This is a genomic window from Thermodesulfobacterium commune DSM 2178 (genome assembly GCF_000734015.1).
Taxonomy (GTDB): Bacteria; Desulfobacterota; Thermodesulfobacteria; order Thermodesulfobacteriales; family Thermodesulfobacteriaceae; genus Thermodesulfobacterium; species Thermodesulfobacterium commune.
In genome coordinates this window covers 272,913-287,698 of record NZ_CP008796.1, presented here as the reverse complement: position 1 = coordinate 287,698, position 14,786 = coordinate 272,913, and the positions used below count along the sequence as shown (strand labels likewise).

The 14,786-nt window shown below is 35.2% G+C and carries 15 protein-coding genes; 5 read left to right on the top strand and 10 right to left on the bottom strand.

The window, feature by feature from the left end; all coding sequences use genetic code 11:
* Window positions 1–34: 34 nt before the first annotated feature.
* Complete coding sequence (locus HL41_RS01530; protein ID WP_038060075.1) at window positions 35–664, top strand: CDP-alcohol phosphatidyltransferase family protein; 630 nt, start codon at window positions 35–37, stop codon at window positions 662–664.
* Entirely contained in the window at window positions 657–1,319 is a 663-nt protein-coding gene (locus HL41_RS01525; protein ID WP_038060076.1) for a 2,5-diamino-6-(ribosylamino)-4(3H)-pyrimidinone 5'-phosphate reductase, read from the top strand. The genes HL41_RS01530 and HL41_RS01525 overlap by 8 nt, the downstream gene beginning before the upstream one ends.
* Here the strand turns inward: HL41_RS01525 and HL41_RS01520 are convergent.
* From HL41_RS01520 to HL41_RS01495, 6 genes are all read right to left on the bottom strand, one after another.
* Window positions 1,310–2,350 (bottom strand): NAD(P)-dependent oxidoreductase, encoded by a 1,041-nt coding sequence (locus HL41_RS01520; RefSeq protein ID WP_038060077.1) that lies wholly within the window; start codon window positions 2,348–2,350, stop codon window positions 1,310–1,312. The two genes, HL41_RS01525 and HL41_RS01520, sit on opposite strands and share 10 nt — an antisense overlap.
* Complete coding sequence (locus tag HL41_RS01515) at window positions 2,347–3,522, bottom strand: iron-containing alcohol dehydrogenase (RefSeq protein ID WP_051754422.1); 1,176 nt, start codon at window positions 3,520–3,522, stop codon at window positions 2,347–2,349. Before HL41_RS01515 ends, HL41_RS01520 begins: the two co-directional genes overlap by 4 nt.
* An 88-nt stretch (window positions 3,523–3,610) precedes the next feature.
* Window positions 3,611–5,587, bottom strand: a complete 1,977-nt coding sequence (acs, locus tag HL41_RS01510) for an acetate--CoA ligase (RefSeq protein ID WP_038060079.1) — start codon at window positions 5,585–5,587, stop codon at window positions 3,611–3,613.
* Window positions 5,588–5,672: 85 nt separating this feature from the next.
* Window positions 5,673–6,065, bottom strand: coding sequence for a CBS domain-containing protein (locus tag HL41_RS01505; protein ID WP_051754421.1), 393 nt, complete (start codon window positions 6,063–6,065; stop codon window positions 5,673–5,675).
* A gap of 237 nt (window positions 6,066–6,302) precedes the next feature.
* Window positions 6,303–7,610, bottom strand: coding sequence for an amidohydrolase (locus HL41_RS01500; RefSeq protein ID WP_038060081.1), 1,308 nt, complete (start codon window positions 7,608–7,610; stop codon window positions 6,303–6,305).
* Between the two features lie 5 nt (window positions 7,611–7,615).
* A complete protein-coding gene (locus HL41_RS01495) occupies window positions 7,616–8,677 on the bottom strand; it encodes a DRTGG domain-containing protein (RefSeq protein WP_038549442.1) in 1,062 nt (353 codons plus the stop codon).
* A gap of 145 nt (window positions 8,678–8,822) precedes the next feature.
* Here HL41_RS01495 and def point away from each other — a divergent pair, with 145 nt between their 5' ends.
* A complete protein-coding gene (gene def / locus HL41_RS01490) occupies window positions 8,823–9,320 on the top strand; it encodes a peptide deformylase (protein ID WP_038063535.1) in 498 nt (165 codons plus the stop codon).
* Here the strand turns inward: def and HL41_RS01485 are convergent.
* From HL41_RS01485 to zapB, 4 genes are all read right to left on the bottom strand, one after another.
* Window positions 9,310–10,101: a TIGR00282 family metallophosphoesterase gene (locus HL41_RS01485; protein WP_051754420.1), complete on the bottom strand. Its 792-nt coding sequence runs from the start codon at window positions 10,099–10,101 to the stop codon at window positions 9,310–9,312. The two genes, def and HL41_RS01485, sit on opposite strands and share 11 nt — an antisense overlap.
* Before the next feature lie 19 nt (window positions 10,102–10,120).
* Complete coding sequence (gene rny / locus HL41_RS01480; RefSeq protein WP_038063532.1) at window positions 10,121–11,725, bottom strand: ribonuclease Y; 1,605 nt, start codon at window positions 11,723–11,725, stop codon at window positions 10,121–10,123.
* Window positions 11,726–11,953: 228 nt separating this feature from the next.
* Window positions 11,954–12,253, bottom strand: coding sequence for a cell division protein ZapA (gene zapA, locus HL41_RS01475; protein WP_038063529.1), 300 nt, complete (start codon window positions 12,251–12,253; stop codon window positions 11,954–11,956).
* Window positions 12,254–12,278: 25 nt separating this feature from the next.
* On the bottom strand, window positions 12,279–12,497 hold the full coding sequence (zapB, locus tag HL41_RS01470; RefSeq protein ID WP_038063527.1) for a cell division protein ZapB: 219 nt from the start codon (window positions 12,495–12,497) through the stop codon (window positions 12,279–12,281).
* A 155-nt stretch (window positions 12,498–12,652) separates the two neighbouring features.
* Here zapB and HL41_RS01465 point away from each other — a divergent pair, with 155 nt between their 5' ends.
* Window positions 12,653–13,951, top strand: a complete 1,299-nt coding sequence (locus HL41_RS01465; RefSeq protein ID WP_051754624.1) for an endonuclease Q family protein — start codon at window positions 12,653–12,655, stop codon at window positions 13,949–13,951.
* 190 nt (window positions 13,952–14,141) lie between these two features.
* Window positions 14,142–14,735, top strand: a complete 594-nt coding sequence (locus HL41_RS01460; protein ID WP_038063525.1) for a hypothetical protein — start codon at window positions 14,142–14,144, stop codon at window positions 14,733–14,735.
* The last annotated feature ends 51 nt before the right edge of the window (window positions 14,736–14,786 follow it).

The window sequence follows — 14,786 nt, the reverse complement described above, 5'->3', positions numbered from 1 at the left end:
TGACTTTTAAACAAATACTAATAAAATAATAATCATGAACCTTACTTCAAAACGGGCTTATTTTAAAAGATTTTATTTTCCTTTAAGTCTTTTACTTTACAAAGGTAATCTTTCGCCTAATTTTGTTACTTCCCTTTCTTTAGTATCAGGGACTATAGCTGGTGTTTGTTTTTATTATGAATATTTATTGACAGCTGCCTTTTTGTTACTTTTATCAGGTCTTTTAGACCTTATGGATGGAGAAATAGCAAGAATCTCCGGCAATACCACTAAATTTGGAGCAGTTTTTGATTGGATAGCAGACAAATGGGTAGATGGCATAGTTTTAGGGACTATTGCCTATGTCTACACAGATGCCTTTTGGATGATATTAGCTATAGTATCTTCTATGCTTCACTCCTTTCTTAAACCTGTGGTATATGCTGAAGTAGGATATCAGGTAAAAATAAAAGGTAAAATTCAAGACCCTTTGGAAAATGTTGGTTTTTTTGGTCGTCCTGAAACTCATCTAAGCATCTTAATCTTTACCTTTTTAGAAAAATTTACCCCTTATGAAATCGGACTTGAGTTTGGCATAAAGTTTATTACTGTTTTTACTTTATTTTCTTTTATTACAAGGCTAGTATATCTATATCAAAACTTTAGAGGGATAAAAGATGAATAGACCTTATGTGATAATAGTATCTGAGGTTACAATAGACGGAAAGCTTACGTTATATAGAGGAGCTTCAAGCAAAGAACTAATGAGTTTGATGACCAAAGAAGTTTACTGCTATTTACATAGCATAAGGGCTGAGGTAGACGGGATCATGGTAGGTTGCGAAACAGTAAGAACAGATGATCCAAGTTTAACTGTCAGGTATGTAGAAGGTAAAAACCCGGTGCGAATCATTCCTTGTTCTACGGCTAACGTACCTTATAATGCTAACATTTTTTCTAAAGATGCTCCTACCATCATTGCTACTACCCAAAGAGCTCCTAAAGAAAAAATCGAAAAACTTAAAGAGCTTGGAGCTGAGGTTATAATTGCTGGAGAAGAGTTGGTAGACTTTGGTTTGCTTTTACCAGAGCTTTATCAAAGAGGGATCAAAAAACTAATGGTAGAAGGAGGCTCTTCTATAAACTGGGAATTTGTAAAAAATAGATATGTAGATGAAATAAAGATTATTCACCTCCCAGTGATAGTAGGTGGAGAAAACGTACCTACCTTTGTAGGTGGAGAAGGGTTTAAGTCACTTACCAAGGTATTAAAACTAAAAATCCAGAAATTTTTTCAGATAGACGATTTTTTGATTTCTGAGTGGAAAGTTCAAAAATAAAAAGAATAAGTGGTTAAAAGGCATTTATTTTTCACAAATTGAGTTATGGTTTCTGCTACCCAATTTATGTTTCTTTGTAGAGCATCTTTGGTATAATGTGCGGTATGAGGGGTAAAAATAACATTAGGATAACTCAAAAGATGAAGGGTTTTTAAAGCTTTTTCATAATCTTGAGGTGAAAATCTATTCTCTAAAATTTTTTCCATTTCAAGTAATACCCTTTCTCCTTCAAATACATCAAGAGCAATTCCTCCTTGTAGTTTTCGATTTTGTAAAGCCCATATTAACGCTTCTGTATCTACTATAGGCCCACGGGCGGTATTAATTAACATAGCTTCATCTTTTACTAACTTTATATTCTCAAGGTTTATCATATGATGAGTCTTAGAATAATATGGAACCATAACTACTATTACATCAGAATGTTTTAACAACTCCTCTAAAGAGACATAACTTACCTCAAATTTTTCTTTTAACTGAAGGTCAGGCTTTATGTCATGGGCTAAAATTTTCATACCTATTCCGTAAGCTATCCTTGCAACTTCTTTACCTATGTTACCTGTGCCTATAATCCCTATGGTTTTACCAAATAAGTCAAACCCTAAAAGTCCTTCTCTTGAAAAATTTAAGTTTTTAACCTTTGAGATGGCCGTAGCAATTCTTTTTGCCAAAGTAAAAATAAGACCAATAGTATGTTCTGCTACGGTGGTAAAAGCAAAGTAAGGAGAATTAGCTACTGCTACTCCTCTTTTTTGACAGGCTAAGATATCTATATGGTCTGTGCCTGTAGTTCTTGTGATGATAAGTTTTAAGTTAGGAAGTTGATCTAACACTTTTTCGGTAACCAAAGAATTAATGTAAATCACAGCCACATTTAGATCTGAGTAGGCATTAACCGTAAAACTATCCAAAGGTTCTGAAGTGAAAACAAGCTCTAAATTGCCTAATGATTCTCCTAAGTTTTGTCTTAAAGTTTCTAAATAAACTTGCTTTTCCCAGTCTCTTTCGATTTCAAAGATACCTATTTTCATGGTTTAGACTCTCCAAAATAAGCTGTATAAAATACTTTACTTACATCTTCTTTAGAATACTCATCGGCTACTTGCCATATGGTTAGGATATGATAAGCCTTGTCTATCAAGTACTCTAAATCTTCTTGAGGAAGTTTTAAATCTTTTAAAGTATAAAGAAGTCTCAGGTCCCTTAACCAGTTTTCAAAGACTTCGATCCCCATCTCTACAGAGATTTTATCTTCTATTTTTATGTTGAGAACCTTTTCAAAAAATTTATGAAGAAGTTTGTTTTTTTTATAAACCTTCATCCACGCATAAGTTATAACCGCTAAACCCAGTCCATGAGGAAGGTCATATACTCCGCTTAAGGTATGTTCTAAAGCATGGATAAAGAACCTATATTTTCCCATACCTGCTTTAGGTAATCCGCATAAAGCTAAGGAAGAAGCCCACATAAGATTAGCCCTAGCTTCATAATTAGTAGGGTCATATATAGCAGCCTTAGACCATTTCATAAGGTTTTTCATCAAAGCTACCATAAGGTCTTCTGTAAGACAGTCTTTTTTATATTCTCTACTTATAAAAACCTCAAAAACATGAGAAAAGGCATCAAAAGCTCCATAAGCGGTATAATCAGGAGGTACAGTAAAAGTAAAGGTAGGGTCTAAAAAAGTAAGTTTAGGAAAAATCCAGGGAGAGTTCATAGAAAGTTTAACCTTTGTTTCGTCGTTTACTATAACACTTATGTTGTTTAGTTCTGAACCAGTACCAGCGATAGTAGGCACTGCTATTATAGGGAGAGCCTGTATAGGAAAATCCTTTCTTTCATAAAAATCCCATATTTTTTCCTCTGCAAAAACTCCACAGGCAATAGCCTTAGCAGTGTCTATTACACTCCCACCTCCGGTAGCTAAAATAAAATCAACCTTTTCTTCTTTAGCTACTTTGATACCCTCTAAAACTTTAGATAAAAGAGGGTTAGCCTTTACTCCTCCAAATTCTATATATTCTATCTTAGCTTTTTCTAATACTTCTTTAACTTGGTCATAAACACCGTTTCTCATTATGGATCCTCTTCCAAAAACCCAAAGGGCCTTTTTCCCCATACCAGAAACTTCTTTAGGAAATTGTCTCAAAACTTTTTTACCAAAAAAAACTTTTGTAGGAAGATAAAACTCAAAATTTTTCATCGATTACCCCCTTTAAAAATAAAAATAGACCTATAGGGTTTACCCCTATAGGTCTATTTTTAATCAAAAACAAAAATAAATCAACTGGTTATTTTAAATTTTTCCTCAAATCTACCAGTTTTTCTACCACCTCAGGTTCTGCCAATGTACTGGTATCTCCCAAGTCTTCAAACTGCTGTGCAGCTATCTTTCTTAAGATCCTCCTCATGATTTTTCCGCTTCTAGTTTTAGGTAATCCAGGAGCAAAAAGTATGAAATCAGGAGTTGCGATAGGACCTATTACTTTTCTGATATGAGAGACTAACTCTTTTTTGAGTTCTGAAGTAGGGTCAAAACCTTCTTTAAGTACTATGTAAGCAAAAATACCTTCTCCTTTAATGTCATGAGGGAATCCAACCACTGCAGCCTCTGCTACCGCAGGGTGTTCCACAAAAGCAGACTCTAACTCCATCGTACCAAGTCTGTGTCCAGAAACGTTGATGACATCATCAAGTCTTCCCATAATCCAGAAATAGCCGTCTTCGTCTTTTCTGGCACCATCTCCGGTGTAGTAATATCCTGGGAACCTGCTAAAATAGACCTCTTTAAACCTTTTTTCATCTCCCCAAACTCCTCTTGCCATGCCAGGCCAGGCTCTTTTGATACAAAGATGACCTCCCTCGTTGATGTCTGCCTCTGTCCCATCAGCTCTTAAGATAACAGGCTCTACTCCAGGTAAAGGATAAGTAGCTGAACCAGGTTTCTGAGGTACTGCAAAGGGTATGGGTGCTATCATATGTCCACCGGTCTCGGTTTGCCACCAAGTATCTACTACCGGACAACGTTTGCGTCCTACATTAACATAAAACCAAACCCAAGCCTCTGGGTTTATAGGTTCTCCCACCGTTCCTAAAATTCTTAAGCTCGAAAGATTGTATTTCTTAGGCCACTGATCGCCCTCTCTCATCAACACCCTTATCGCTGTAGGAGCTGTATAGAGGATAGTTATACCATAACGGTCTACCAACTCCCACCATCTTCCTGGATTTGGATAAGTTGGAACCCCCTCGTACATAAAAACCGTAGCGCCTAAAGCTAAAGGACCATAAACTACATAAGAATGCCCGGTAATCCAACCTATATCAGCAGTACACCAGTAGATATCGTCTGGTTTAAGGTCAAATACCCACTGAGTAGTATGTGCTGCATATACCAAATATCCCCCTGTGGTATGGTAAACTCCTTTAGGTTTTCCTGTAGTTCCTGAGGTATATAAAATAAAAAGAGGATCTTCGGCATCCATTACTTCGTATTCACAATACTCAGCTACACTTAAATCTTTTTTTAAGTCGTCGTATAAGATACAACGGTTATCTTTTAGTTCTATAGGATCACCAAAACGGTTTAACACAATACAATGTTCTACGCAATCACAATCTCTTATAGCCTCTTCTGCCCTATCTAAAAGAGTTATTCGTCTTCCACCCCTATAAGTGCCATCACAAGTGATCACCACCTTAGCCTGCGCATCAAGAATACGAACTTTAAGGGCCTCTGAAGAAAAACCTCCAAACACTACACTATGGATAGCCCCTATTCTTGCACAAGCCAACATCGCTGCCACAGCCTCTGGCATAGTAGGAAGATAAATGGTTACCCTATCACCTTTTTCTACACCTAAATTCTTTAAAATCTTAGCAAACTTACATATCTCACTGTGCAGCATATGATAGGTATAAACCTTAGTGTCTCTGTCAGGTTCTCCTTGCCAAATGATAGCAGCCTTATTTTTTATAGCTGGATTGTCTAAATGTCTGTCTACACAATTAAAACAAGCATTTAGCTTACCACCTTCAAAAAACTTGATTTCTGGCTTGTAAAAATCCCAATAACAAGTCCTATCCCAGTACTTAAACCAAGTAATCAACTCTTTAGCCCTTTCAGCCCAAAACTCATCAGGGTCGTCTAAAGAATACTGGTAAATCTGTTTATATTTATAACGAGAAGAAATGTAAGCCTGGTCTTTACCTTCTTGAGGGGGATAGAAAATCCTCCCCTCTTTTAACAAAGATGTCAACTCCGCCATGTCTACCTCCTTTTTGAAAATTTTATTTTAAAATAAAATAAAATAAATATTAAAAATCTTTTGCTAAATTAAAAATCTTTTGCTATTATACGTGGGGTTTTATGATATCTCTTAAGGTTATCATACCTACTAATTTTTCTCCTGAAATAACCGGAAGCCTTACCACGTTTGCCATCGCCATAAGTTTAGCCGCATATTTTATATCATAGTAATCAGGAACGGTGATACACGGTTTGGTCATAACTTCTAGAACCCTAACTTTTTCCAAAGGGAGTCCCTTAGCTATAACTTTATAAACTATGTCTTTAACTGTGATAATCCCATAAGCATCTTCTTCGTCTACCTTATCAACTACCAACCCTCTGTAACCAGTTTTCATCATCAACTCTGCGGCTTCTTTCACCGTAGCGTTACCATCAATAGTAACTACCGGAGTAGTCATTACATCTCTCACTTTTATCTTTTCAATCTCTATCATAAGCCCCTCCTCCTTATAAAATGATTTATTAAGTTTTATATTACAAACATAACAAAATTTAAAATAGCTTTGTTAAAAATTTCACTAATCTAAACTTATAAGAGTATGCTTTACATTTTATATAACAAGATTTATGCCTGGCTTCTTATAATCAAAATTTCAAAAAAAACTAGCTTTTTATGAAAAAATAAGTGATGAAAAAAACCTCAATGAGAAAAAATACCTCAGTTATGTCTTCTAAGAAATTATCTTCAAAACCTCTTTTTTTATTTTTTCTATCTTTTCTCTTATCTTTTCTTCATCTACAGTCAAGACTTGATAATTTTTCATAATCCATTTTCCATTAACCATTAGGTGAGACACACAACCTGCTTTTGCTGTATAGACTATAAGAGCGAGAGGATTGTAGTCTGGTTGTAAAGAATGATTGTTGAGGTCTATCACAGCTAAATCTGCTTTATAACCTAGGGAAAGTTTACCTGTATCTAAAAAACCTAAGGCCTTACTTCCTCCTTCGGTAGCAGCATAAAAAACTTCTTTAGCGGTAATAACCGTCGGGTCCTCTTTGATCCCTTTTTGGATTAAACAGGCGGTCCTCATTTCAGAAAACATATCAAGGTCGTTATTACTAGCAGGCCCATCAGTACCTAAAGCCAGGTTTATACCTGCCTTTATTATCTCAGGGATAGGTGCAACCCCTGAGCCTAACTTTAAATTACTCTCTGGACAATGGATAAAACTGGACTTAGCTTTAGACATAAGTTCTATTTCTTTAGGAGTTATCTTAACCCCATGGACAGCTATAAGATTTTCATTAACCCCCCCTATTTCAGCAAGAAGCTCTATAGGATTTTTACCATAACGCTCCCTTATCAGTTTTATCTCTTCTTGATTTTCGGAAAGATGAATGTGAAGTTTAGCTCCATATCTCTCAGAAATTTTGAGACAAGACTTTATCGTATCCGGAGAACAAGTATATAAAGTGTGAGGACATACCGCTATTTTTATTAAAGGATGGTTTTGAAAATTTCTTAACAAACTTTCTGTTAATTCCAACCCTTTAACTAAAGGGCCGTAACTTGGAGAAGGAAAATCAAAAAGACCTTCTCCAAGTAACCCTTTTATCCCAGATTCTTCTGTGGCTTTTATAACTTCTTCTTCAAAAAGATACATATCACAAAAAAGAGTAATCCCCGACTTTATCATCTCTATAAGAGAAAGCAAACTTCCCCAATAAACCCATTCTTTTTTTAATTTAGCCTCTACAGGAAAAATATATTGGGTTAACCAGGTCATCAAAGAAAGATCCTCTGCTAAACCTCTTAAAATACTCATAGGAATATGAGTGTGTGCGTTAACCAATCCCGGCATCAGAATACCGTTTTCAAATACCTCTCTTTCTACGTTTGGGTATTTATTAATAAGTTGCTCTTTAGTACCTATATCTAAAATAACTCCTTTCTTTATAAAAACCCCACCTTCTTTTATAGGAGGTTCATAAGCCGAGGGCACTACCCATTTGGCTAAAATCAACTTCTCATCCATATGTTTTAACCTCTTACTAAGTTTAAAAATCTTTCTAAATTAAACTCTTTAGCTACCATCTCTTTAGCCCTCAGTGCCTTACCCTTTTCCTTTAAAATGGCTTTTCCTACTAAGGCCTGTATTTTTTCAACTGCCGAGAAGGTATCAAGAGAGGTCACCACAATTGGCACTCCCTTTGTCTTAGCTATGTTTACCACCATCTCGCTTGGATACAAACCCCCTGTCAAAAGTAAACACTTGGTAGAAGTCTCTAAAGCTAAAATCTGAATGTCTGTCCTGTTTATCCCTGTTATCACTACCTTGTTAGGTATCCTTAAAAAATACCTCATCGCATTCTCAGGGTCCATCGCACCTATCGTAATGTTCTCTACAAACTCGTCAAGCTTGTCCTCACAACACACAATACCCCCGTTAACCACCTCAAGTAGCGTCCTAACCGTTACTGCCTCAAGCAACTTGTCCTTCTTGAAAACCCCTAAAACCTCTACACCCTTACCCTCTAAGTATGGAACCACCTTCTCCTTTACATAAGGATATTCCTCAACAGGGACCTTGTTTATCACCGCACCGGCAAAGTTTTCTCCTAAAAGCTCTTTGATACCTAAAATATCATCCACCGAGGTCTCTCCATCCCAAAGCTGAACTATTAACCCCTTACCCTTTAATTCTTTTATTAAATGAAAGCTATCTATCCCAAGGCTGTAGCCTTCAAAAATGTTGTCTCCTCCAACCACAAAAAGGTAATCCTTAAGTTCAGCCTGTTTTTTTATAACCTCTCTTATCTGCTGGTCTACAGATATGTCTTCTCCTTCAAACAGTTTGTACTGAAGATCATAGGTAAACACAAACGGGCAGGACCATTCTACAGGATCCTCAAGTTCTAAGACCTTATGAATAAAAACCGCCTCTTCATCAAAGACCTTATTTCCTATTTTTATAGGAAGTTTACCTATCAACTTCATATAACCTACTTTACTTCCTTTTTCTTTCAAATTTAAAACAAGGCCTAAAGCTAAGACATTTCTACCAGTAAAGGGTCTATTTGATATCAAAAATATAGATTTCATTTCTTTACCCCCTTGTTTCTTCTTTTTTAAATTATATTATGCCTTTTAATAGTACTTTTGACAACTCTCAGGATCATAAAATACGTTGAAATTTCTTAAATCAATTTTAAAATAATATTTATAAAAAGCTATTCAGGAGTCAAAGATGGAAATAGTGATTTTAGGTCATCCAGCCTTAAGAGAAAAAGCCTTACCTATAGAAAATATAGACGGAGAGATCAAACGCCTCGTAGAACAAATGGCAGAAACTATGTATAAAGCTAAAGGTCTTGGATTAGCAGCTAATCAAGTAGGGGTATTAAAAAGGCTGTTTTTATTAGATGTTTCACAAAAAGAAGGAACCCCAAAGTTAGAAATTTATATAAACCCTGAAATTTTACACGCTGAGGGATACACTACCTATGAAGAAGGATGTCTTAGTATCCCTGGATATTATGCCAAGATAGAAAGACATGCCAAGCTTTATGTTAGGGCGTTAGATTTAGATGGTAATCCATTTGAAAGAGAACTTGAAGGGTTACATGCCATAGCCTTTCAACACGAATATGACCATCTAGAGGGGATACTTTTTATAGACAGGTTGTCTCCTTTAAAACGTAGCCTTTTTCAAAAATGGTGGAAAAAGAATCAACCTAGGAAATAACTCTAAAAGTTTCGATAAAAATGGTTTCTCCTTTTTGATTTAATCTTACGAAAGCCCCTTCAAGTTTAAGTTTCCCGGTTTTTTCTACCTCTAACTTTCTTGGAACCATGGTTAAATACATTTCTAATGCTTGGTCTATTTTCATACCTATGATACTTTCTACTGCTCCACACATCCCTACATCGGTTATATACCCAGTATTCTGAGGTAAAATCCTGGCATCTGAGGTTTGAACGTGGGTATGAGTACCAATGACTACAGAGACTATTCCGTCTAAAAAATAACCCAAGGCTATTTTTTCTGAGGTGGCTTCAGCATGAAAATCAACCAAGATAAACGGCGTTTCTTTTTTTAATTCTAAAGCTAATTTTTTACCTACCAAAAATGGATTAAGTAAAGGACGCATAAATATGCGTCCTTCAAGGTTAATTACTCCTAATTTTAATTCTTTTTTAGTATATACAGTCCATCCCTTCCCTGGAGCTCCTTCCCCGTAGTTAGCAGGTCTTATTACTCTTTCAGACTTATTAAGATAAGGGTAAAATTCTTTTTTCCAAACATGATTGCCTGAGGTTAAAACATCTATACCATAAGAAAAAAGTTCTTCAGCTACTTTTTCGGTAAGACCATATCCACCCGCAGCATTTTCTCCGTTAGCTACCACAAAATCAGGTTGATATTTTTTAACCAACTCTGGCAGAAGATCTTTAACCGCTTTTCTTCCGGCACTACCTACGATATCTCCTAAAAACAAAATTTTTATTTCTTTAACCTCTTCCATAAATTCATCCTGTTAATTTTTATTTTGCGTATTCTATTACTCTGGTTTCTCTTATCACTGTTACTCTAATAATCCCTGGATAGGTTACTTCTTTTTCGATTTTTTGTGCAATTTCTCGAGCTAATACATAAGCTTGTTCGTCTGTAATCTTTTTATCATCTACTATAACCCTAATTTCTCTTCCTGCCTGAATAGCAAAAGCTTTTTCTACTCCTTCAAAAGAGTAAGCAATAGATTCTAACTCTTTTATTCTTTTAATATAAGCCTCAAGAAGCTCTCTTCTTGCACCAGGCCTTGCCCCTGAAATAGCATCAGCTATCTGCAAAATGATCCCTAAAAGACTATTTATAGGGACATCTTCATGATGAGAAGCAATAGCATTTACGATTTCCTCATCTTCTCCATATTTTCTCGCAATTTCAGCCCCTATTAAAGCATGAGGACCTTCTAACTCATAAGATGCCGCCTTACCTATGTCATGCAGTAAAGCAGCTCTTTTAGCTTTTTTTACATCTATACCCAGTTCTCCTGCTAAAGCTCCACAAATAATAGCTGTTTCTATAGAATGTTGAAGCACGTTTTGACTATAGCTTGTCCTATATTTAAGCTTTCCAAGCATTTTTACTAATTCTGGATGAAGACCATAAATCCCCAATTCAAAACACGCCTTTTCTCCTACCTCCACTAGATGTTGCTCCATTTCTTCTTCTACCTGTCTAACCACTTCTTCTATTCTTGTAGGATGAATCCTTCCGTCTGCTATAAGCCTTTCTAAGGCTATACGAGCTATTTCTCTTCTAAGGGGGTCTACACAAGAAAGAACTACCACCTCAGGGGTATCATCTATCAAAAGGTCAACTCCTGTTAAGGTTTCAAAGGTTCTTATGTTTCTTCCTTCTCTTCCTATAATTCTACCTTTCATCTCTTCGTTCGGAAGTTGAACCGTAGAAACAGTTTTTTCGGTTACAAAAGGTATGGCTGCTTTAGCCACTGAATAAGAAAGAAGTTCTTGGGTTTTTCTTTTAACCTCTTCTTTTATTTCATTTTCTATCTTCATTATTAGTTTTGCCTTTTCTTCTATCAATTCTTCCTCAACTCTTTTAAGAAGTATTTCTTTAGCCTCTTTTTCAGAAAGTCCGGCTATTTTTTCAAGTTCTTCCCTTGCCTGATGATATAATCTTTCTATTTCATGTTTTTGTTCTTCTAAAGATTTTTTAAATTCTTCTATCTCTCTTAGTTTTTTTTCTAAACCTTCTTCTCTTTTTAATAACTGTTCTTCTCTCTTAAAAAGATCGCTTTCTTTTTTAGAAAGGTATTCTTCTTTACTGGTAATTCTTTCTTCTTTTAAGATTACTTCTTGAAGTCTTTTATTAAACTCTTCTTCTAATTTTTGTTTATGAGACAAAATCTGTTCTTTAACTTTGAGTTCCGCCTGTTGAAGCCTAAAATTAGCCTCTCTTTCTGCCTTCTCTAAAACTTCTTTAGCTTTTTTTTCTGCCTCTTTGATGATTTCTTCAGCAGTTTTTTGAACCAAAAGGTTCTTTTTCTTCTGGAAGTATAAATAGACCCATAATATGGCTATTCCCAATAAACTACCTAAAATCAAGCCTAAAACAAGACCCATAAGACTCCTCCCTTATATATGATTTTTAAGGAGGAAGGAGAAAAGAAAAATTTAAAAAGATTTAAGGAAACCCCAGGGTGCCGTGGGAGCTCCCTGCTCCAAGCTCTTATTCTAAAAACTTTAGGGGTGGGGTCTGGCTAGTCTTGGATGCTCTTAACGAGCAAAAGACCCCAGATCCACCAAACCCCAACACTCTTTTAATGTTAGCTTGGCAGGGCTCTACTCTCTTCACGAACACCCCAGGGATGGTTTTTCTTGTTCTAAAAACTCTCCCAGTTTTAAAATTTGTCCCCTAAGGTATTCTTCTAACTCTTCTTTTTCTCTTTTAAGCTTTACATAATCATGTGCTACCTGTAAAAGTAGCCAAACCGCCAGCTTAAAAGTAGGAACTTTTTTAATCTTCTCTACCTCTTTCTTTTTTTCCTCTAAATAACCAAGCACCTCTGTTATTTCTTCTTCCGAGATAGTAGCTCGGAAGATAAATCTTTGTCCTAAAAACTCAAAAACTACTTCTTTTGAATTTAACATAGGCTTTTACATCTATCTTTAAAATCTATATTTGGGAGAGTTTCTCTATCAAACTACCAATTTTTTCTTTTAAAACCTTTCTTTCCTCCTCCCTCCTTTCTATTTCCTCTATAAGTCTTGCATTTTCCTCCTCTTTGGTTTTTAGTTTATTTATAAGCTCCTCTTTTTCATTCCTAAGTTGGATTACCAAAGCAATAAGTGCATCTATTTTTTCTTCTAAATTAGCAATTTCCTGAAAAGCCATTTATTCTGACCTCCCTCTTCATTTAAATTTTTACTCTGTCTTATTTAAAAATAAAATATATTTTCAGGTTTTGTCAAGGGAAAGAACCTTCTTACTCTATAGAATTGACAAAATTTTTAAGTTTGATAGAATTGAAAAATAAAAAATTTGAAAAAATGTCAAAAAAAAATCAAACCTTCCCTTCAAAAGAACTTTTAGAAAACTCCTTTTTGGCTGATCTTCACATCCATTCCAAATATAGCAAAGCTTGTAGTCAAAAAATGGAAATCCCCCAAATAGCTCAAATAGGCCATAAAAAAGGGCTTTCGTTGATAGGTACAGGGGATTTTACTCATCCTGCTTGGTTTAAAGAACTTAAAAATTGGCTTGAGTTTGACCCATCTTCAGGCCTTTTAATTTTTAAAAACCTACCTGAAGGCCCTAAATTTATCCTTACTTCTGAGGTTTCCTTGATTTTCTCTCAAGGAGAGAAAACCAACCGAAGGGTTCATCTTATCCTTATAGCTCCTAATTTTGAGGTAGCTGAAGAAATAAATCTTTATCTTTCTAAACTTGGATCTCTAACGGTAGATGGAAGACCTACCTTCGGAATTTCTTGTAAAAAACTGGTGTTAGACCTGATGACAATCTCAAAGGAAATAATGGTTATCCCTGCTCATGCTTGGACCCCATGGTATTCTGTATTTGGGGCTTTTTCAGGTTTTGATAGCCTTGAAGAAGCCTTTGAAGAAGCTACCCCTTATATTTATGCAATAGAAACTGGACTTTCTTCAGACCCAGAAATGAACTGGCGAATTTCTAAGCTCGACTCAATTACTCTTATTTCTTGCTCTGATGCCCATTCTCCTGCTAAATTAGGAAGAGAAGCTACCGCCTTTTTTTACCCTCTCACTTATGAAAACATCTATTTTTCGATAAAAACAGGAAAGATAGCATTTACCATAGAATTTTATCCTGAAGAAGGAAAATACCACTTTGACGGCCACAGAAATTGTAAAGTCAGCCTTTCTCCAAAAGAAGCAAGAGCTTTAGGCCTCAAATGTCCTAAATGTGGCGAAAAAATTACGATAGGGGTTCTCCATCGGATAGAAGACCTGGCTGACAGAGAAGAGGGCTATATCCCTCCTAACAAACCTCTTTCAGTACATCTGGTACCTTTAATTGAGATACTAAGTGAAGTTTTTAATCTTTCTCCTACTTCTAAAACTTTAGGCAAACTTTACGAACAATATACCTTGCTTGCGGGAAGTGAATTCAACCTCCTTTTAAAATTGTCAAAAGATGAATTAGTTTCTCTTTTACCTGAAAAATTAGCAGAAGCCATCCTCAAGGTACGAAAAGGTGAGGTATTTGTTAAACCAGGGTATGATGGAGAATATGGAGTGGTAAAGGTCTTTTCTAATTTTGAACCAGAAGAACCTTGCCTCAAACAACAATCTCTTTTTTCTTTTTGAAAGTTTTACCTCTAAAACTTGCAATTTTTACAAATTTTTTACTTTTTACAAAATCAAAATTTAATTACCTTTTATTTTCTTATGAATTTTTATTAAAAATCAAACCACTTATCTTTAGATTCTTTTAAGTATTTTAGGCATATTTTTTGTTTTAGAAGATTTAAAAAATAACTGCAGGAGGTAGAAGCTTATGAATAAAAAGTTGAAATTTTTTGTCTTAGGATTTTTAATACTTCTTTTATTAAGCCCTTTAGGATTAAAGGCAGAAAACCTTAAGCTGGGTGTCTCTTTTTCCGAGGACAAGATAACCCATTTTTATTTAGCAATAAGTAACTATTTTCAAGTCCCTAAGGAAAAAATTGTTATTCTAAAAAAAAGTTCTCTCATTAAGGAAGAAGAACTTCCCTTAGTTTTATATTTAAGCCAAAAAAAGAAAGTAAGCCCAGAGTTTATCATAGAGCTACGTAATCGAGGCTATAGTTGGTATGAAATTTTTATTTATTTAGGTCTTAAACCAGAAAAGGAGTTTGAAAAATGGGTTGTAATCTATCAGCCTGCTTATGGTCCCCCTTATGGAAAGGCTTGGGGATACCATAAAAAACATCCCACCCGTAAAATAGTTTTTACTGATCATGACTTGATAATATTATCTAACGTCCATTTTATGTCAAACTATTATCAAATAAACCCTATAGAAATAAAACAAAAGTTTGATACACATCGAGATATCCTAATACTACATGAACATTTATTTAGAAAAAAACATCGAATAAAAAGTAGATAACAAAATTAATCCCCCGGAAGATAGTTTTCCGGGGGTAAATTTTTAAATTTT